We start from the raw sequence: 18,594 nt of genomic DNA, 5'->3' as shown, positions 1-18,594 counted from the left end.
GCATGGTCATGGTTTGACTTGCAGGCGTTTGAGGGTGGCCTGCAGGGTTTCGTTGTCGGCCGCGAGAAGCAGGCCTTCGCGCCAGATTTTCAAGGCTTGCTCGCGCTGGCCCTGCACCCACAGCACTTCACCCAGGTGGGCCGCGATTTCAGGGTCCGGTCGCTTGCCGTAGGCTGCCTGAAGGATCGCCAGCGCGCGCGCGTTGTTGCCCATGCGGAACTCGACCCACCCCAGGCTGTCCTGTATGTAGGCATCCCCCGGCGCGAGCGAGACCGCTTTCTCGATCAGCTGTTTGGCCTCCGGCAGGCGCATGTTGCGCTCGGCCAGCGAGTAGCCCAGGGCGTTGTAGGCGTGGTGGTAGTCCGGCTTGAGGGCGATGAGCTGGCGCAGCAGGCGCTCCATATCGGCCAGCTTCCCGGCCTTCTCGGCCATCATGGCCTGGTCGTAGATCAGGTCGGTGTCCTCGGGGAAGCGGGTGGCGGCCTCGTTGTAGACCTCGTAGGACTGCTGATAGGCCTTGAAGTCGCGGAGCAACTGCGCTTCCGCGACCAGTTTGAGGCGCGCGTCCTCGGGCCGGCGCTCGGGCTGCCCGCGCAACAGTGCGCGGGCCTGGGGCAGCTGCCCCTGCCGGGCCAGCAGCGAAGCGCGCCGCATCTGGGCGGCCATGATGTCGTCGGCGTTCTCGATGCGGTCCAGCCAGGCGTTGGCGGCGGGAAAGTCGTTCTGCTTTTCCGCGATCTGTGCCATCAGCAGGTAGGCCTGCGTCAGGCCTCGCATCGTGCGTTCATCGCCGGACTGCCGCGCCAGCGCCATGTACTTTTGCAGTGACGCCGTGGCGGGCGCCAACGCGTTGTCTTGCGCCTGCAGCGAGGCCAGGAGCAGCCAGGGCTCGGCCTGATCGGGTTGGCGCGAGGTCAGGGCTTCGAGTTGCGCGCGCGCTTCGCTGTTGCGCTGCAGGTCCAACAGGATGCGGGCATAAGCGAGTGCCACGGCCGTGTCGCCCGCTGAGGTGGCGTGGCCGGCCTGCAGCTGTTGCCGCACGATGGCCTCGGCGTCGTTTTGTCCGCGCTCCATCAATTCCAGCGCGAGCAATGCCGGGTAGGGCGAGGCGGCGTCGATCGCGTGGCCTTCGCGCGCCGCCGCCAGGGCCTGGGGCAACTGGTCCTGCGCCAGCTCCATGCGGCCCACGGTGGTCCAGGCCGCCGCGGCATGGAAGGGCTGCTTGAGCGACGGTGCCAGGGCCTCGCGCACCACGGTCGCGGCCAGGGCCTTGTCGGCAATGCGCCCGAAGGTTTGCGGGATGGCGTTGATGGTGTCGTTGCGCTCGATCACCGGGCTGGCTTGAAGGATGGCCTGCAGCACCGGCCCGGTTTCGCCCACGCGGTTGAGCGCCAGCAGGATCTGCAGCACGAAACGGTTGGCTTCGGAGCTGTTCGGGATTTCCTGGGCCCAGGCGCGCGCTGCCGTCAGCGCGGCTTCACCGGAACGGGCCTGCAAAGCCACATCGACCGCGCGCCGGTACAGCTCCGGGTCCTTCTGGCGCCTGGCCGCGTCGAGAATGAGGGAGTAGCCCGTGCCCGGTTCGCCCGCGCTGACATTCAGCTCGCCCAGCAGCAGCTGGTAGAAGAGGGGCGCATTGAGGGCCGAATTGACCACCGCCGGTCCGCTGGCCGGTGGCTGGACGGCGGCCGCGGGCGGCGCGGCCGGTGGTGCAGGCTGCGCGGCCGCGCCAAAAGCCAAGCCCAAGAGAACCAGGGTTGCGGTGCGGTGCAAGGTGTTCATCGGGTCATGATAATGGGAAGGGTTCAGGGGCACGGGGGTGTGACCCCAAGACCGCACCGGCGTTCCGGCTCCCTGAAGAAAAACCACCCGACATGCCTGAATTGCCCGAAGTCGAAGTCACCCGCCGCAGCTTTGCCGACCGCATCGCGGGTGCGCAGGTGCGTGCGCTCTCCCTGGGCAAGCCGCTGCGCTGGCCGCTGGGCTGCGAGCCTTCGAGTCTGGCCGGGCGGCAGGTGCGCTCGGTGGCGCGGCGTGGCAAGTACCTGCTGGTGCACCTGGACGAGGGGGTGCTGCTGTTGCACCTCGGCATGTCGGGCAGCCTGCAGTTTGCCTCCAGCCTTCCTCCCCGAGGCGTGCACGATCACTTCGAGCTATCGACCAGCCAGGGGGTGCTGCGCCTGCACGACCCGCGCCGCTTCGGTGCCGTGGTCTATGCCCCGTCGCTGGAGGATGCGCGGGCGATGAAGCTGCTGGGCGGTCTGGGCGTGGAGCCCCTGGAAGTCGGCTTCGACGCCCTGAGCTTTCACCGGGCTTTGAAGCTTCGGCGCTCTGCGATCAAGCAGGTGTTGTTGGCGGGCGATATCGTCGTGGGCGTTGGCAACATCTATGCGTCGGAGGCGCTGTTCATGTCGGGCATCCACCCTGCACTGCGCGCCGATCGCCTGAGCAAGCCCCGCGCTGCGCGGCTGCACGCGGCCATCGTGTCGGTGCTGCAGCGAGCGGTGGCGCTCGGAGGCAGCACCCTTCGCGATTTCTCCAGTGCCGAAGGGCAGAGTGGCTACTTCCAGCTCGATGCCATGGTGTATGGCCGCGAGGGCCAGCCCTGCCGGGTCTGCGGGGCGCCGGTCAAGGCGATGCGACAGGGCCAGCGGTCGACATTTTTCTGTCCCGCGTGCCAGAGAAAGTGACGTGCCGGCGGTGCGGTGGGATGCCTGGGCGCCCGGCTGTCGGTCTTTGCGACCGGTCAGCTTTCTCCTGTGTGCCGATGCTATATTGATCCATTGACAGAGACACAAGGCCCATGAGCTTCAATCAGGAATTCGATCAGCACGGTGTGTGGCGCAAGCAGTTTGCCTTGCGCCTGAAGTTGCTGTCCGAATGGCTGACCGACCACGACCTCATGGAGTCTGGCGTGCGCGAGCGCCTCGACCAGTTGCATGCGCAGGTCAAGAACGACAAGATCATGGTGGCCTTCGTGGCCGAGTTCTCGCGCGGCAAATCCGAGTTGATCAACGCGGTGTTCTTCGCCGGGTATGGCCGCCGCATCATGCCCGCCAGCGCGGGTCGCACCACCATGTGCCCCACCGAGCTCGGCTATGACGCGGAGGTGCCCCCGTGCCTGCGCCTGCTGCCGATCGAGACCCGCCTGCAGCCGCAATCGCTGTTGGACTGGCGCAGTGCGCTGGAAAAGTGGGAACGGGTCGACCTGGACGTGAACGACCCCAAGCAACTGGCGCGCGCGATCCAGAAGGTGGCCGAGGTGCGCCGCGTGACGCAGGCCGAAGCTGCGGCGCTCGGGTTCTGGCACGACGAGGTGCCCGAAGACAACCCCTTGCCAGGCCCGGACGGCTTGATCGAGGTGCCGAAATGGCGGCATGCCCTGATCAACATGGCGCACCCCTTGCTCAAGCAAGGCCTGGTGATCCTAGACACCCCGGGTCTCAACGCCATCGGGGCCGAGCCTGAGCTCACGGTGAGCCTGTTGCCGCAGGCGCATGCGGTGGTGTTCATCCTGGCGGCCGATACCGGTGTAACCAAATCGGACCTGACCATCTGGCGCCAGCACCTGGCCGTGCTGGGCGAGGGGCGCGAGTCCCGGCTGGTGGTGCTCAACAAGATCGACACCATGTGGGACGCGCTGAGTTCGCCCGAGCAGGTGCAGCTGCAGATCGCATCGCAGCGCACCGATTCGGCCGAGATTCTCGGGCTGTCGCCGCGCCAGGTGCTGGCGGTGTCGGCGCAGAAGGGCCTGCTGGCCAAGGTGCACCGCGACAAGAAACTGCTGGCGGCCAGCAACCTGATGGAACTGGAGACCGCCCTGGGCGTGGACCTCCTGGGCCAGCGGCGCAAAATCCTCGGCGCGGCCGTGGCCAACGGGATCCAGGCCCTGCGCACCGAAACCGGCCGCATGGTGCACACCCGCGCACGCGATCTGGTCGAGCAGATCCAGGAACTCGAAGGCTTGCGTGGCAAGAACACCGGCGTGATCAAGCAGATGCGCCTGCGCATCGAGCAGGAGCAGGCCGACTTCGATGCGAGCGGCGCCAAGATCCAGGCCGTGCGCTCGGTGCACTTGCGCCTGCTCAAGGACTTGTTCGCCATGCTCAGCTCGTCCCATCTCAAGGCCGAGGTGTCCACGCTGGGCAAGACCTTGAAGCAGCCGGGCATCAAGCTGGGCGTGCGCCGCGCCTACGACCACACCTTCGACCGCCTGCGCGCCGACATGGGCAAGGCCGACCGCATGGCAGGTGACATCCAGTCCATGCTGGAAGGCAGCTTCAAGAACCTCAACGCCGAATACGGCTTCTCGTTGCAGGCCCCCACCCCGCCGCGCTTGGCGCAGTACGTGAAGGACCTCGACCTGATCGAGAAGAGCCATCTGCAGTACCTCAGCCTGGGCAACGCGCTGCGCCTGGCGCAGCCCGAGTTTGCCGAGCGCCTCGCGCGCGCACTCATGAGCCGGCTTCGCGTGGTGTACGACACCGCGGTCAATGAGGTGGAGCTGTGGAACAAGTCCGCCGCTGCCCAGTTGGATGCACAGTTGCGCGAGCGCCGCCGCAATTTCAGCCGGCGCATCGAGGCCGTCTCGCGCATTCAGCAGGCGGCGGGCGGGCTCGACGAGCGCATCCGGGAATTGCAGGCTCACCAGGCCGAGCTCAACCAGCTCGACGTCAAACTGGCCGAGCTCACCGAGCACCTGCTGGCCGCCCCCGAAGAAGAACCGTCCGACGAAGCGCTCGCGGCATGAGCGCCGAGGCGATCGCGGTGGATCCCGGGCGGGTGGCACTGCCCATGGGCTTTGCGCCCCGGCTCATTGAATGGCAGCGTCACTCGGGGCGCAGCGGCCTGCCCTGGCAGAACACCCGCGATCCCTACCGGGTGTGGCTCTCGGAAGTCATGCTGCAGCAGACCCAGGTCAGCACCGTGCTGTCCTACTATCCCCGCTTTCTGGAGCGCTTTCCCGACGTGCGCGCCCTGGCGGCGGCCTCGCCCGATGACGTGATGGCCCTGTGGAGCGGCCTGGGCTACTACAGCCGGGCGCGCAACCTGCACCGCTGCGCACAGGCCGTCGTGGAGCACCACCGCGGTGTGTTTCCCGACTCGGCCGAGCAACTGGAGACCTTGCCGGGAATCGGGGCCTCCACGGCCGCGGCCATTGCGGCGTTCTGCCATGGGCAGCGCATTTCCATTCTGGACGGCAATGTACGGCGGGTGTTGTCGCGCGTGCTCGCGTTTGAGGGCGATCTGGCGCAGGCCGGGCCGCAGCGCGAGCTTTGGGCGCTGGCCCAGGCGCTGCTGCCGCACGCCCCCGCTCCCGAGGACATGACGGCCTACACGCAAGGTCTGATGGACCTGGGCGCCACGGTGTGCCAGCGCACCAAGCCGCTGTGCGGGCGCTGCCCCGTGCAGTCGGTGTGTGTCGCGCACGGCACAGCCCAGACGGCCCGCTTCCCGGTGAAGACGCGCCGCGTGGCGCGCCGCTTCGAGAACTGGTGGCTGCTGGTCATGCGTGCCACCGTTGCCGATGGGCGGCCCAGCTTCTGGCTGGAGCGCCGACCGGCGCCCGGCATCTGGGCCGGGTTGTATTGCCCGCCTGTGTACACCGATGAAGCTGCCTTGCAGTCGGCGCTGTCGCCCGCGTTCGCCCAGCGGCTGCATCCGCTCGAACCGGTGTCGCACAGCCTGACCCACCGCGAGTTGCGTTTGCACCCCTTGCTGCTGGATGTGCCGGGTGAACAGGCCCCAGGGGATTTGCAGGGTCAGTGGGTCGCCGCTGAGGCCTTGACCGGGCACGGCCTGCCGACGCCGGTGCGCCAGCTGCTCGCCACTTTGAGCTAGCGCAGTTCGGCGGCCTGGCTGGCCGGCCCCGGCCAATTGTCGTCTTCGCGGTGGCGCGCCCGAGTGAACCAGTCGGGCGCGAAGGTGTCGGCCAGCCGCTCGACCAGGTACACCGACCGATGCTGGCCGCCCGTGCAGCCGATCGCCACCGTGACATAGCTGCGGTGGTCGCGCAGCATCTGCGGCAGCCAGTGGCGCAGGAAAGCACTGATCTGTTCCTCCATCTGCGCCACCTCGGGCTGTGCCGCGAGGTAGGCGGCCACCGGGGCGTCGAGCCCGCTCAATGGCTTGAGTTCGGGTTCGTAGTGGGGGTTGGGCAGCATGCGCACGTCGAACACGAAGTCGGCGTCCATCGGGATGCCCCGCTTGAACGCGAAGGACTCGAACACCAGCGTCAAAGGCGCTTGCGTGGCACCGAGCAAGTCCTTGATCTGGCTGCGCAGGCGGGTGGGCCGGATGAGGCTGGTGTCGAGCACGAGCGCCTGCTCGCGCAACTCGGCCAACAGCTCGCGTTCGTGTTCGATGGCGTCCGTCAGTGCACGGTGCTGGTCGTGCGCCTGCTTGAGCGAGAGCGGGTGCAGGCGGCGCGTTTCAGAGAAGCGGCGCACCAGGGTGTCGGTCGTGGCGTCGAGGAACACCGTGGTGAGGTGCACCGGTCGATGGGCGCGTCTTTGCAATTGAGCCAGGCGTTTGGGCAGGCCCGGCAGCGAGGCCGCACTGCGCACGTCCATGGCGATCGCCACGCGGGGTGCCTGGTTGCTCTGCTCCAGTTCGATGAAGGACTCCAGCAGCTCGGGCGGAAGGTTGTCCACGCAATAGAAACCCACGTCTTCGAGCGCGGTGAGCGCCACCGACTTGCCTGAGCCGGACATGCCGGTGATCAGGACCAGCTGGATGGGGGTGTCGTCAATCGGGTTCATGGCAACGGCGCGTCTCTTTAGACGGCCAGCATTTCGCGGGCGTGCGCCAGCGAGATTTCGGACTGTTCGCCACCGCCGAGCATGCGGGCGAGCTCGCGCACGCGCGCGTCGGTGGCGATGGGCTCCACGGTGCTCTGGGTCTGGCGGCCGACAGCCTGCTTGCTCACAAGCAGGTGGTGGTCTGCGCAGGCGGCCACCTGGGGCAGGTGCGTCACGGCGAGGACCTGGCGGTCCTTGCCGAGTTGGCGCAGCAACTGACCCACGGTGTGCGCCACGGCTCCGCCGATGCCCGAGTCCACTTCGTCGAAGATCAAGGTGGGCGCGTGGCCCAGGCGGCTGGTGACGACCGAGATGGCCAGGGCAAAGCGAGACAGCTCACCGCCCGAAGCCACTTTGCCCACCGGCTTGGGTGTTGCGCCCGCGTGGCCGGCAACGCGGAATTCGACCTGTTCCGCCCCCTGGGCCTGCGGCTCCTCCAGCGGCAGCAAGGCCACTTCGAACACCCCGCCTTGCATGCCCAGGGTCTGCATGGTGGCGGTGACGGCCTTGGACAGCTTGGGCGCGGCCTTCTGCCGTTCCTTGCTGATGGCCTGCAAGGCGGTGGCGAAGGTTTTCCAGTCGGCGCGCTCGGCGCGTTGCAGCGCCTCCAGATCCAGCGCCTGATCCACCTGGGCAAGTTCGGCCTTCCACTGCGCGTGCACCTCGGCCAGCTCTTGCGGCGTGCGCCGGTAGCGACGCGCCAGGGAAACCCAGAGCGACAAGCGCTGATCCAGCGCTTCCAGGCTCGCGGGATCCTGCTCGGTGTGGCGGCTGTACTGGTGCAGGCCGTGGACGGTGTCCTGCACCTGCGCCAGCGCGGCCTCCAGCGCCTCGATGGCGCTGGCGAACTGCGGCTCGATGTGGGCCTGCGCCTGCAGGGCCGAGAGGGCGCGGTGGATCAGGGCGGCGGCATTGAGGTCGTCTTCGTCCAGCGCGCTGGCGGCGACTTGCGCCGCATCCAGCAAACCCTGCGCATTGGCCAGACGGCTGTGCTGCGCATTGAGCTCTTCCCATTCACCGGCCTGAGGGCTGAGCTTGTCGAGTTCCGCAATCTGCCAGGCAAGGCGTTCGCTCTCCTGCTGCAGGGTGGCCTGCTTTTCCGTGGCCGCATCGAGCGCCTTGCGGCGTTGGCGCCACTGCGCCCAGGCACGGGCCGCCGGCGCGGTGTCGATCCCGGCGTAGGCGTCGAGCAGGTCGCGCACCGCATCGGCGCGCGTGAGGCTTTGCCAGGCGTGCTGGCCATGAATGTCCACCAGGCCATCGGCCAGGGCCTTGAGCTGGGTGACGGTGGCCGCGCTGCCGTTGATCCAGGCGCGGCTGCGGCCCTCGGTGTCCACGGTGCGGCGCAGCAGCAGGCCGTCCTCCACGGGAAACCCTTGTTCTTCCAGCCAGGGGGCGAGCGAATCCGGGGCGTCGAATTCGGCCGCGATGTCGCAACGCGCGGCCCCCTCGCGCACCACGCCGCTTTCCGCGCGCGCGCCGAGCGCGAGCTGAAGAGCGTCGATCAGGATGGACTTGCCCGCTCCCGTTTCGCCGGTGAGCACACCAAAGCCGGAGCCCAGCTCCAGTTCGAGGGACTGCACGATGACGAAGTCGCGCAAAACGATGCGTCTGAGGCTCATGGGTGTGCGGGGCGCGGCATTGAAGGAATGGGCAGGCCGCTATTTTGACCGGGCTTTCAGGCCCCTTCGTTCCAGTGCAGCTTTTTGCGCAGGGTGTCGAAGTAGGTCCACCCCACGGGGTGCAGCAGGCGCAGCGCGTGTTCGGAGCGTCGCACCACGATGCGGTCGCCATGCAGCAGGCTGGTGAGCGTCTGCATGTCGAAGTTGGCGCTGGCGTCGCGGCCCGAGACGATTTCCACCGCGATCTCGCTGTGCGACGGGATCACCACCGGCCGGTTGGACAGCGTGTGCGGCGCGATCGGGACCATCACCCAGCCGCCGATCCCGGGGTGGAGCAGGGGGCCCCCCGCCGACAGCGCGTAGGCGGTGGAACCGGTCGGCGAGGCGATGATGAGGCCGTCGGCGCGCTGGTTGGCCACGAAATGGCCGTCCACCTCCACGCGCAACTCGATCATGCTGGCCACGCCACCCCGGTTGACCACCACGTCGTTGAGCGCCGTGGCCTCGAACACGCAGCGGCCATCGCGCCAGACTGTGGCGGCCATCAGCGCTCGCGCGTCTTCCTCGAACTCGCCGCGCAGCATGGGGCGCAGCTTTTCCTGGTAGCTGTCGAACGGAATATCGGTGATGAAGCCCAGCCGGCCCTGGTTGATGCCCACCAAAGGCACGCCATAGCGCGCGAGCTGGCGGCCGATGCCGAGCATGGTGCCGTCGCCACCCACCACCAGGGCAAGATCGCAGGCCTTGCCCATGGCAGGCACATCGAGCGCCGGATATTGGAGCAGACCCGTGTTGGCGGCGGTCTCCTTTTCCAGCGAAACGTCACATCCTTCGTCGTGCAGGAAATGCGCGATTTCGTCCACCGCGTTGCGTGCACCGGGTGCGTGGTACTTGCCCACAATGACGACATGCGCAAAACGCAGGGGCCGGTTCCATCGGGCGGTCGTGGACCGGGTGTCGGTTGACATGCTCATTCGGAAATTACAACACAGCTTCCCTGTGGCGGAATGGCATAAAACCCTGTGCATGGGCGGTACTGCCGGGGGCATCCGTCCTTAGAATGAAGCCATGTTGGATGACCGCGCCAAGTTGTTGCTCAAAGCCCTCGTCGAGCGTTACATCGCCGACGGCCAGCCCGTGGGTTCTCGCACGCTCGCCAAGGCCGCCGGCATGGAGCTGTCGCCAGCCACCATCCGCAACGTCATGAGCGATCTCGAGGAGCTCGGGCTGATTGCCAGTCCGCACACCTCGGCAGGGCGCATCCCGACGGCCCGTGGCTACCGCCTTTTTGTGGACACCATGCTGACCGTGCGCCGTGAAAGCCTGCCCACGGTCAGCGACATGGGGGCTGCGGGCATCGAGGCGGGGCAGCCGCACCGCGTCATCAGCAATGCCGCGCAGATGCTGTCCAACCTCTCCCAGTTCGTGGGCGTGGTCATGGCACCTCGGCGTGCCTCGGTGTTCCGCCACATCGAATTCCTCAGCCTGTCTGAACGGCGCGTGCTCGTGATCATCGTCTCGCCCGAGGGGGACGTGCAAAACCGCATCATCCACACGCAGGTCAGTTTCACCCAGCCGCAGCTGCTGGAGGCGGCCAACTTCCTCAACGCGCATTATTCGGGGCTCACCATGGAAGCCGTGCGCGAACGCCTCAAGACCGAGGTGGAAGCCCTGCGGGGCGAAATCGCCGATCTCATGAAGGCGGCGGTGGACATCGGGGCCGAGGCCGGCGAGGCCCAGGACGAGGTGGTGGTGTCGGGCGAGCGCAACCTGCTCTCGGTCAGCGAGTTCTCCAGTGACATGGGCAACCTTCGCCGCATGTTCGACCTTTTCGAGCAGAAGACCCAGCTGATCCGCTTGCTCGACGTGTCGGCGCAGGCCGACGGCGTGCGCATCTACATCGGTGGCGAGAGCCAGGTGGTGCCGTACGAAGATCTGTCCGTGGTGACGGCGCCCTATGAAGTCGACGGGCAGGTGGTGGGCACACTGGGCGTGATCGGCCCGCAGCGCATGTCGTACGAGCGCATGATCCAGATCGTCGATGTCACGGCCAAGCTGGTGGGCAACGCGCTGAGTCACCACAAGTAAGCCCCCTACAATCCACGTCCAGCGGGCCGTTAGCTCAGTTGGTTAGAGCAGAGGACTCATAATCCTTTGGTCGTTGGTTCAAGTCCAACACGGCCTACCAGTTTCCTTGCTGGTACGGCGCTACGTTTTATGTAGCGTTTACGCAACTACTTCCGCAATCGTTTCCGCAATAATTCGGATCACCTCACAGGCCGAATGGTCTCTACTTTGCTGCGGTAGTGCCGCCTAGTGGTGTTTTCGTCCGAGTGTTGCAGCAGCTTCATGGCCTCCCCGAGGTCCGGAGCCAGGTTTGCAGCGTACTTGCGGCAGTCCCGTTGGATCATGTTGGCCAATGCTGCTGCGAGGACGTGATTGCCTTGAGCCGTCGCCTTCGCCACTGCGGCGGCCCGGGCTTCTGCAAACCGCTTGTTCAATTGTTTGTAGCTGACAGGGCGGCGGAACGGGCCAGCCAGAAGCATCAGATGCTCGGCCTTCTTGTTCGCCCTGCGGCGGCGGAGCAGTTCCGGCAGCACGTCGGACAGGCTCACGTCGAAGTCGGCTTCCTTCCCGGTCTTGCTCGCTTCCAGGTGCAGGATGTCGCCATGGGGTAGCGGAACCGTTCTCACGTCAGTTATCCGCATGCTGGTCGCGCTGGATAGGTCCATGGCGTCTTTCAACACCTGGTCAGCCTGCGCGTACACCGCATCGAACATCTCGTCCGTCACGGTGACTCTGCGGGCCGACTCCTTGTTCTTCCAGCCAGAGCGCTCCATTCCGGCGGCGGGCCACGGAAGCTCGGTGAAGCCGTGCATGCGCGCATAGCTCCATACGACCTGAAAGGTGGACATCTCCCGATTCGCCTGAGTCTTGCCCTTTCGACCCTTGAGATAGCGAATCAGGTGTGGAAGCTTCACCGCTGCCCAGGTGGACTTACCGAATACCGGGCGCAGCCAGCGGAGGCCCTTCGCGTACATCTTGCGGGTGTCCGGGTTGTCGTAGCTTGGGAGAATCTTGCTTTCCCAGTCCTTGAAGGCCTCTTCGATGGTGCCTTTGGTCAGCGGCCTCTTGTTGTGGATCTCGTCCCACTTGGCCAGGGCTGCAGCGTGGTCTTTGCCAAGGGAGATGTCAGCCTTTCCCTCGTGCCGCATGTCGTAGTAGTAGTACACCCATCGCTGACCATTGGCACCCTTGCGCACGAGCGTCCGCAGGCGAGGGTATTTCGTGATCTTGGGCATCAGTTCTCCAGACTCGTAAAGTCTGGCTCGACGAACGAGGGCGACGGGCGACCCTCAATCCAGTTGTGCACGTGGGTCCAGAGCACGAGTATTTCTTTGCCCTGGCGTTTAAATGGAATGCCCTCTTGCTTAAGCCAGGCCTCCTGCGCATCTGCACGCGCGCGGCCTAGTGCCAGCCGACGCACATCCTCTTTGTTCAGAAATCCACCCGTACTCATGTCAGTGGCAGGTGCCGTCCATAGCTGACCGGGAACGGCCATGCATGGGTGCGAATCGGTCGAGTTTCAACATGCGATTCGGCGCCATTGCGCGACCGCAGCTTCCCGGTCGTGCCTGCTGTCATAGCCTGTCGGTCGTAATCAGCGAGGACCACGCGCACCTCGTACCGGGTGCCCTTCGGCGAGACCTTGGCGATTACCTGCATCTGCCCGGGCCGCTTCGCTACGGTGCCGGCCTGGGCGATCCAGCCATCGGGGTTGATGACGCACTTCCTGGGGCCAGCAGGAGAGGGGAATTGGTGCGGCTCAACCACCCCGGCCGCGATTAGGGCCTCGTCGGTGCCGTAATAGACGGTGCGCATGCCGTCGAAGCTGCTCACCACGCCGGGCGCGACCTTGACCATTGGTAGAGCGCTCATGCTGCCACCGCCATCTGTGAAGTGGCTTTCCGAACTTGCACGGCCGACCTTGACCCGCCTTGGCATTCTGTGTGTTGGTGCTCCTTGTAGTGCACCCCCCCTCCGTCGAACTTGTCCGAGAGCGTATCGGCATGAGCATTCAGAGTGTGCAGGAGGGCCATCGCGCCCAGCGCGGTTCCTTCGCTTTTTTCGGCCAATGCAATCGCTCCATGCAAGAGCGATTTGGCTTCAACCAAGCGATGCCATGCGTCGTCAAAATCTTGCACATCCTTGGCAATCGCAAACCCGCGCTGGCCTGCATCTAGGATGTTGACCACACATGCATCATGCTCACCGCAGCCATTTAGGAAGACGTCGGACACACTCTCGACGGTCGAAATGAATGCTTCTATGTCGGCTAGTGCTCGTGGCGAGAGACAGGCACCTCCTGCGAGCTGTTGCGATTCGGGTATCACATAAGTCCCTGCGGCGCGCTTTTCGCCGATCAGATGTCCGCCTGTTGCCTCGTTGGGCCTCTTGTGTTCTTCGTGAACCACATGCTCAGTTTCACTTGCGATAGTGGCGTTAACGTATTCCCTTCCCAGCGAACCGCCCCACATTTCGTCACCGTAGTGCGTTAGGGTCAGTTCTTCGCCTTCACCACTCATGTACGACATCACAAGAGAGTTCAGGGAATCGATCCGCATAGCTAGAGCTTTGATCGCGCAGCCGGCATCTGCGTCTTCGAGGTCTTGCGATAGCTTCTGCAGCATGATCGTGATGGATTCGATCTCGCCGGACGCATCCATAGCAATGGTGGCGCCAGCTTGCCCGGCGAACATGATGGGCGTGTCTGGTGTGATCGACTGCGCAGCCGGGGCAAAAGTAGGTAGGTTCATCGCCTGGCCCCTTCAAGCTGCGATCGCAGCTTTGCGCACTTGTACCGCACGCTTGGCGTTGTGGGTCGAGTAGCTGTTGGCCGATGCAGTCACGTCTTCCACGAGTCGGGCGTTGCTCGCGAGATGCCCTTCAAACTCAATGCGGTTGAAGTTGTTGGTGTCGGCAACATCCTTCATCATCGTCGTCCGCCAGGCGCCGCTCATCGCCAGATCGCCAAGCATTCGCGTTACAGCTGAAAGGAAACCGACCGCCGCGCCACGGACTTCGTTGTCTGCCCTACCGCCAGCCTGTCCCAGCACCTTCGCAGCAAACTCGATGGCGTAGCGCAAGGTGCCATCGAGGTCGTCGTCAACCTCACCGGTATGGGTGGTGAGAACGCCTTTCTCGCGAGCACACATCAGGCGATAAGCCGCGCGCATGCCTTCGTCCAGGCCCTTGCAGTAGGTGTCGGCTCTCACGTCGAGGAAGTTGATTGGGCCTGAATCATCCGTAGCAACGGTGATGAAGGGCAGGCCTTCACCTGGGTAAAGCTCAGTCGTAGAATTCATAATGATCTTTCATTGGTTCGCACTGGTGTTGATCAAGAAGCCTCAACAGGGTCCAAGCTGTTGGGGCTTCGCCTTTTGTGGCTAGGGGGTAGCTTGTTGGGCCGGCATCGACTTGATGGCCTCGGCCAGGATGCGGTTCACCAGCCACGTCATGGAGCGCTCTTGTCGAGCGGCTTCCTGCATCAGCTTTTGATGGGTCTCAGCGTCCAGACGGAGCTGAATGGGCTTGGAGCCACCGGTTTTCGCTTTCATTGGTCTACACTCCTAGTGGTCTATGCACGTTCTGTGCACGGGATTGATTCTATGCACGGTGCATAGGATACGCAAGCGCTTTTTTCGCGCAGGGACTGATGGCTAGAACTGACCCAACCATTTACATGCGCATTCCTGAAGAACTCAAGGAAGCGCTGGACACCGCCGCTGCGAAAAACAAGCGGTCGCTGACCGCTGAAGTGGTGGACCGCCTGGAACAGAGCTTTGTTGTGCGCGCTGATCCACCTGCTCAGGGTGCGCCAACCACTGTCGTGGCGATGCTGACGGCCCTGGAGCAGCAATTGGCCGATCGCCACAAGGACGAGACGTTGCACCGCCTGCAGTACGTCCGACAGGGACTTGCCACGCAAGAAGCTTTGCAGCGCGACAGGGTGGAGCGGGAGCGCGCTCGTTTGGAGAGCATGGAGGCTGATGCCGAAGCCGCAGAAGACCGAGGAGAGATGGAGTCGGCGCGCCGATTGCAAGCCAAGGTCAGAGAGGAGCGCAAATGGCTTCGGGAGATGGAGTCGGACTTGGAACGGGTTCGACTTGAGCACCTTGAAGCCAGGGAACGCCTGGACGCCTTTACGCACATTCCTGCAACGCGCAGACGACGCGTGACGCTTGAAAATCCTGACAAGTAGGGCGGTCACGCCGGCTCCTTGTGTTTTGAGAACCGCCGGGCAATCCACGCAACGCCCTCGGGCGTGAATCGCATTTGGTGGAAGGCGTGTCCATTCGCTTCGCCGGTCTTCACCGTGAAGCGGCCGGCGTGCTGGTGTTCTGCGTAGGGAAGCCAGTTGGCGCCCTGCTTGAAGATCACTCCTGTCCGCGCCAGCTCAGCGATGAAATCGCGCTCCTTGATCCCGAGGATCTTTGCGACCTCGCGCAGGCCCTTGTCGCTGCGTGCTTCCACGTAGCGGTCAACGAATTCGACGGCAGGACGCTGGTGTTCGAGCTGCTGATGCTGTGCTTCGAGCCGCTCAGCCTGATCGGCGGCCAGGCGCAGGGCTTCGGCAAAGCTCCTGGGGAGAGCTGGGGCCAACTGCCCTTCCAGCTCCTGCCAGCGGTCAACTATGCGCGCGCGCGTTACAACGCTGTACCCAGAAACCAGAATCAAGGTTTCTCTCTTGTTGAGGTGGTAGATCTTCAGCGGTCGCCCGCCTTCAGACGGTTCTGCCTTTTCCTGAATATTCAGTGAAAGGTCGAGCGCCATCTTTTCGATGTCGGCACGCACGTTGTCATGCCGCTTGCCTGTCAGATCAGCGATTTCACGGCTGGTCATGGTCAACGTAGTAGCACCGGCGAAAGTCAGGTCGTTCATCGTCCAGCCTCCTGATGGGTAGTGCCGTTCAGAGCGGCGCCGTTGGCGATCTCGATGTCGATACGGCGCTGAATCTCCAAGTCATCGATGCCGGCCGCGCGCAGTTCGTCCCATCGCCGCCGGCCGTATTCACCACGCAACTGCTCGTGGCGTTGAATGCGCTGTACGTCTAGCTCGCACTGCCGGCAGAGGCAGCGCATCCCTGTCGATCGCTCCGCCAGGCCCTCTGCGAACGCTTGCCGAACAGCCTGCTCAGTCAGATGCCGGTTGTCTTCAAGCCAAATCTGAATGAAATCAGGGGTTAGCTCGCCGCCTTCATGACGCGCGAGTAGGCGCAGCTTCATCAGATCGGACTCGACGGTCTCGTGCTTCCAACGATCCTCTTGTCTCATGCATGCTCTCCATGTATTTCGGCCAGTCAGGCCATCGCTTCGATGAAGCAGTGCCGCTACTATACATTAAGAAACAGTGTTACTGCTATTGCAGTTTAAAAAGTAGCGACGGTGTTTCTTGCAGGCGTCACTTCATTGCAAAGAGTGACGCGTCAGCGAGGACGTGTCCGGGGTAGGGGCGTAAAAAAGCCCGCTCGGGCGGGCTCAAAAGCAAAGGCCCCACCGGTGAGGGTGAGGCCTGGTAGTCGCTGCGCCGAATTGCAATCTTCTATGCGCAGAGGCCTTCTATCGAAGGACTTAAGCCCGATGCCTAGGCAGAGCGGGTGCCCCTTGCGGGAACGGTCTGATTATCTCAAATCAGAGGTGGCCGGTCAAACCTCCTAGGCCTATTCCCCTAAGAAGACAAGCCCTGATTTGAAGCAGATCTTCTTCACTGATAAGACGCAAATCGTACTGTCGAGTTCCATCCGCCGCCTTCTTGAGCTGAGGCACGAAGAGCCGTTGAAATCCTACTGTGTAGATCATGTCTGCCTTGATCCAGTGTGCAGGGGCGTCGTATGGCGTCGGCAAGGGCGGGTCAACGACAAGCCTGTGGTGATAGTCGCAAACAGGTCTTGGGTCGGTCGTGCTAAAGGGAACGACTGAGACGAGTCGTCCACGATTCCTCAGCCTGGGCGAGACTGTGACGACAGGTCGTCGCTTGACCATCTCCGGATCTCTGAGCCCGTCGAAGTCGCAGATAAGGATGGTCCCAGGCTGGGGGTGAAATTCGATTGCCATAGAGCCAGTTTATGCGGTGTCGACGAGATAAGCGCACGCCTCACCGCCCCCTCCACTCCCAAGGGGGCGTCGCCTTCATAGACCACATTCCGCGCCCAGCGTCCCGGGCCTCCCGCTCAATCTTGGCCAGGTGCTCGTAGCCCTTGCCGTACTTCACGTAGTACCAAGCCAGGCCAGCGCGGATCTGCGCCTGGCCAGCATCCTTCCCCTGGCACTCGACATCGGCGATGGTCCGCCTGTACCTGTCCTTGCCCTTTGGAGTGATCGTGGCAGTCTGATGGAAGCACAGCGCGGCCAGGTGCTGCCGGGACACGGTCCCGAAGTCCTGGGCCTTCTCAGGCGCATCTATGGCGCTGATCCGAATGGTCATGTGCTCGTAGAAACCAGGCTCACCGCAGCGGGCCTTGAGGGTGTCACCATCGCTTATCGCGACTATCAAGCAAATCAGACCTACAGCCGTCAAAGAACCTGGCCTCGCGTCTTCGAGCGGCTTTCAAACTTGGTAGAGGATTCTCGGATGGCACGCTGCGACCCATTGAGATCAAATCGACTTACACGAAAATTCCCGTTCTTTGCGACGACGGCTATGCCCAGAATCCCGCCGTCGTTGACCAAGCCCTCAACAATGTCATAGGGTTTGACGAAGTAGCGATAGACGTTTGACGTTGGTGACTTTCCCCAGCACACAACTTCAACGTGAGCTGAGTCTTTAGAGGTAGCCAAGGCTGGATAGGACGCACCAGGTTCGCATCGCAGTGGGTTGGTCACCAACCACACGCAGGTCTTGTCCTCAAAATAGCAGTAGCGCCCGAAGATTTCACCATCATCGTTTTGTGTGACGGCATACACCCCCTCTTTGCCGTCGATGTCTCCAGCAACCCACTGCGCATTGGCGATGCCCGCCCCAGCAAGAGCGATAGTGGCGAGTATGAATTTCATTGCACGCATGAGCCCCCCAAACGAAATTGATCGTTTCTGGATTTTGTAACCACCTGCCAATTCCGATCTGCGACGTCTTTCACGAAGCAGTGGAATTACTGGTCGACTGACTGTCTTGGACGCAAAGTCAGAATGCTATGCGGCGCTCGCCCGCAGGTCTAGGCAGCGGGCGGCTTCCGTGAGCGATAGAGCCTCTGAGCCAACTGCACCACCTCCGCTTGTTCGCTCGATGAAAGCGAGCGCATCAGCATGACCACCTCCAGTTCGACCCTGTTGAGGGTCGTCATGTCCATGTGCGGTTGGGGAGTGGTGTTCTCAACGTGCGGTGCCACCGAGGAGGCGAACTTCGCCAGTCTCGGACTGAAGTCGCCGATCTGACACTGGAGGTACGAGGCGAAGCCAGCCGCAGCCTTCAGACTCAACGGCACCTCGCCCCGCAGGAACTGGCCCACAGCACTCTGGTTTCCGACCTCGTACTTGACGCCAAATTCTGCTTGGGTCATCCGGTCAGCACGGTTCTTCCATAGCTCAGACAAGCGCGCGGCTTCTGCCTGTGTCTCGGGGGTCACTTTCGACTTGCGGGTAGCAGGGCTCATGGTTGGCGAGGGTAATTCAAAACGCTAGAAAAAGAAGTAGGAATGCTGTTGACCAATTAAAGCAGGGGCGCTACTATGCGGTCTTCTATGAACACCATTAAATCCATCCGAACCCACCTAGGGATGTCGCAAAGAGCCATGGCTGAGGGAATCGGCTGTACTCAGCCGAATATTGGTTTCTACGAGCGCGGGCAGAGCATTCCTCCCCGAGTTGCGGCGAAGTTGATTGAACTCGCGGTTGCCAACGGCGTGGACCTCACCTATGACCACATCTACGGGTTGCGGGAGCTTCCCTGGCCGGTCGAGTCGTCACCTGCTTGAGTCGCGCCGCATGACTGCCTCCCTTGTCGCCCAGCTACGTTGGCCCGCGTTTTCATCCGGAAGCGCTACTCGCTCCGAGCGCATGGCGAAGGCGATCCACACGACCCCATTTACCCACTTCATGGTCAGCGCGGTGTTGCTGGTGACGATCTCGCGTCCGCCGCAGGGCAGGGCGTTGACTGCGACTCTCGTTCGGTTGCTC

22 protein-coding genes and 1 tRNA gene are annotated in these 18,594 nt (G+C 63.5%); 7 read left to right on the top strand and 16 right to left on the bottom strand.

The genetic code is table 11. From position 1 onward, the window contains the following. Positions 1–6: 6 nt before the first annotated feature. Positions 7–1,782 carry a tetratricopeptide repeat protein gene (locus tag KIT86_RS00865; RefSeq protein ID WP_297394077.1) on the bottom strand — a complete coding sequence of 592 codons (1,776 nt, stop codon included), beginning with the start codon at positions 1,780–1,782 and terminating at the stop codon, positions 7–9. 92 nt (positions 1,783–1,874) lie between these two features. Here KIT86_RS00865 and mutM point away from each other — a divergent pair, with 92 nt between their 5' ends. From mutM to mutY, 3 genes are all read left to right on the top strand, one after another. Then, positions 1,875–2,690, top strand: coding sequence for a bifunctional DNA-formamidopyrimidine glycosylase/DNA-(apurinic or apyrimidinic site) lyase (gene mutM, locus KIT86_RS00860; protein ID WP_297394075.1), 816 nt, complete (start codon positions 1,875–1,877; stop codon positions 2,688–2,690). A gap of 113 nt (positions 2,691–2,803) precedes the next feature. Next, complete coding sequence (locus KIT86_RS00855) at positions 2,804–4,750, top strand: dynamin family protein (protein ID WP_297394073.1); 1,947 nt, start codon at positions 2,804–2,806, stop codon at positions 4,748–4,750. Next, positions 4,747–5,841, top strand: coding sequence for an A/G-specific adenine glycosylase (gene mutY, locus KIT86_RS00850; RefSeq protein WP_297394072.1), 1,095 nt, complete (start codon positions 4,747–4,749; stop codon positions 5,839–5,841). The genes KIT86_RS00855 and mutY overlap by 4 nt, the downstream gene beginning before the upstream one ends. Here mutY and rapZ read toward each other — a convergent pair. The 3 genes from rapZ to KIT86_RS00835 are packed head-to-tail and all read right to left on the bottom strand — an operon-like array spanning position 5,838 to position 9,390. Next, positions 5,838–6,761 (bottom strand): RNase adapter RapZ, encoded by a 924-nt coding sequence (gene rapZ / locus KIT86_RS00845; protein WP_297394070.1) that lies wholly within the window; start codon positions 6,759–6,761, stop codon positions 5,838–5,840. The genes mutY and rapZ overlap by 4 nt on opposite strands. A 17-nt stretch (positions 6,762–6,778) precedes the next feature. After that, positions 6,779–8,422, bottom strand: coding sequence for a DNA repair protein RecN (gene recN / locus KIT86_RS00840; RefSeq protein WP_297394068.1), 1,644 nt, complete (start codon positions 8,420–8,422; stop codon positions 6,779–6,781). A gap of 56 nt (positions 8,423–8,478) precedes the next feature. Next, positions 8,479–9,390, bottom strand: a complete 912-nt coding sequence (locus tag KIT86_RS00835; RefSeq protein WP_297394066.1) for an NAD kinase — start codon at positions 9,388–9,390, stop codon at positions 8,479–8,481. A gap of 100 nt (positions 9,391–9,490) precedes the next feature. On the opposite strand from KIT86_RS00835, the gene hrcA reads away from it, so the two are divergent. Beyond that, positions 9,491–10,510, top strand: a complete 1,020-nt coding sequence (hrcA, locus tag KIT86_RS00830) for a heat-inducible transcriptional repressor HrcA (protein WP_297394065.1) — start codon at positions 9,491–9,493, stop codon at positions 10,508–10,510. Positions 10,511–10,533: 23 nt separating this feature from the next. Continuing rightward, a tRNA-Ile gene (locus KIT86_RS00825) sits at positions 10,534–10,610 on the top strand. Between the two features lie 79 nt (positions 10,611–10,689). Here KIT86_RS00825 and KIT86_RS00820 read toward each other — a convergent pair. The 6 genes from KIT86_RS00820 to KIT86_RS00795 form a co-directional block, all read right to left on the bottom strand. Then, entirely contained in the window at positions 10,690–11,724 is a 1,035-nt protein-coding gene (locus KIT86_RS00820; protein WP_297394063.1) for an integrase, read from the bottom strand. Further along, positions 11,724–11,942 (bottom strand): DUF4224 domain-containing protein, encoded by a 219-nt coding sequence (locus KIT86_RS00815; RefSeq protein WP_297394061.1) that lies wholly within the window; start codon positions 11,940–11,942, stop codon positions 11,724–11,726. Before KIT86_RS00815 ends, KIT86_RS00820 begins: the two co-directional genes overlap by 1 nt. Continuing rightward, positions 11,939–12,361: a hypothetical protein gene (locus KIT86_RS00810; protein WP_297394059.1), complete on the bottom strand. Its 423-nt coding sequence runs from the start codon at positions 12,359–12,361 to the stop codon at positions 11,939–11,941. Before KIT86_RS00810 ends, KIT86_RS00815 begins: the two co-directional genes overlap by 4 nt. Continuing rightward, positions 12,358–13,239, bottom strand: a complete 882-nt coding sequence (locus KIT86_RS00805) for a hypothetical protein (RefSeq protein WP_297394058.1) — start codon at positions 13,237–13,239, stop codon at positions 12,358–12,360. The genes KIT86_RS00810 and KIT86_RS00805 overlap by 4 nt, the downstream gene beginning before the upstream one ends. A gap of 12 nt (positions 13,240–13,251) precedes the next feature. Next, on the bottom strand, positions 13,252–13,788 hold the full coding sequence (locus KIT86_RS00800; protein WP_297394056.1) for a hypothetical protein: 537 nt from the start codon (positions 13,786–13,788) through the stop codon (positions 13,252–13,254). Between the two features lie 81 nt (positions 13,789–13,869). Then, positions 13,870–14,040 carry a hypothetical protein gene (locus KIT86_RS00795; protein ID WP_297394054.1) on the bottom strand — a complete coding sequence of 57 codons (171 nt, stop codon included), beginning with the start codon at positions 14,038–14,040 and terminating at the stop codon, positions 13,870–13,872. A gap of 98 nt (positions 14,041–14,138) precedes the next feature. Between KIT86_RS00795 and KIT86_RS00790 the strand changes: the two genes are divergently transcribed. Next, complete coding sequence (locus KIT86_RS00790) at positions 14,139–14,684, top strand: Arc family DNA-binding protein (protein ID WP_297394053.1); 546 nt, start codon at positions 14,139–14,141, stop codon at positions 14,682–14,684. Positions 14,685–14,689: 5 nt separating this feature from the next. Here the strand turns inward: KIT86_RS00790 and KIT86_RS00785 are convergent, their stop codons facing one another. The 6 genes from KIT86_RS00785 to KIT86_RS00765 all read right to left on the bottom strand — a co-directional run bounded on the left by KIT86_RS00785 (position 14,690) and on the right by KIT86_RS00765 (position 18,071). Beyond that, positions 14,690–15,364 carry a phage antirepressor KilAC domain-containing protein gene (locus KIT86_RS00785; protein WP_297394051.1) on the bottom strand — a complete coding sequence of 225 codons (675 nt, stop codon included), beginning with the start codon at positions 15,362–15,364 and terminating at the stop codon, positions 14,690–14,692. Next, the gene (locus KIT86_RS00780) at positions 15,361–15,756 is read right to left on the bottom strand and encodes a hypothetical protein (RefSeq protein WP_297394049.1); all 396 of its coding nucleotides are present in this window, start codon (positions 15,754–15,756) and stop codon (positions 15,361–15,363) included. The genes KIT86_RS00785 and KIT86_RS00780 overlap by 4 nt, the downstream gene beginning before the upstream one ends. A gap of 357 nt (positions 15,757–16,113) precedes the next feature. Then, positions 16,114–16,536, bottom strand: coding sequence for a type II toxin-antitoxin system PemK/MazF family toxin (locus KIT86_RS25200; protein WP_367185400.1), 423 nt, complete (start codon positions 16,534–16,536; stop codon positions 16,114–16,116). A gap of 40 nt (positions 16,537–16,576) precedes the next feature. Further along, positions 16,577–16,975, bottom strand: coding sequence for a thermonuclease family protein (locus tag KIT86_RS00775; RefSeq protein WP_297394047.1), 399 nt, complete (start codon positions 16,973–16,975; stop codon positions 16,577–16,579). 20 nt (positions 16,976–16,995) lie between these two features. Further along, positions 16,996–17,475, bottom strand: a complete 480-nt coding sequence (locus tag KIT86_RS00770) for a hypothetical protein (protein ID WP_297394045.1) — start codon at positions 17,473–17,475, stop codon at positions 16,996–16,998. A 158-nt stretch (positions 17,476–17,633) separates the two neighbouring features. Then, positions 17,634–18,071 carry a hypothetical protein gene (locus tag KIT86_RS00765; protein WP_297394044.1) on the bottom strand — a complete coding sequence of 146 codons (438 nt, stop codon included), beginning with the start codon at positions 18,069–18,071 and terminating at the stop codon, positions 17,634–17,636. Positions 18,072–18,158: 87 nt separating this feature from the next. Between KIT86_RS00765 and KIT86_RS00760 the strand changes: the two genes are divergently transcribed. Beyond that, positions 18,159–18,392 carry a helix-turn-helix transcriptional regulator gene (locus tag KIT86_RS00760; RefSeq protein ID WP_297394042.1) on the top strand — a complete coding sequence of 78 codons (234 nt, stop codon included), beginning with the start codon at positions 18,159–18,161 and terminating at the stop codon, positions 18,390–18,392. Positions 18,393–18,594: the final 202 nt, after the last annotated feature.

Source organism: Hydrogenophaga sp., assembly GCF_026125825.1.
GTDB lineage: Bacteria > Pseudomonadota > Gammaproteobacteria > Burkholderiales > Burkholderiaceae_C > Hydrogenophaga.
Note: the sequence above shows the minus strand (reverse complement) of the source record. Positions and strands in the feature narration are given on the sequence as shown.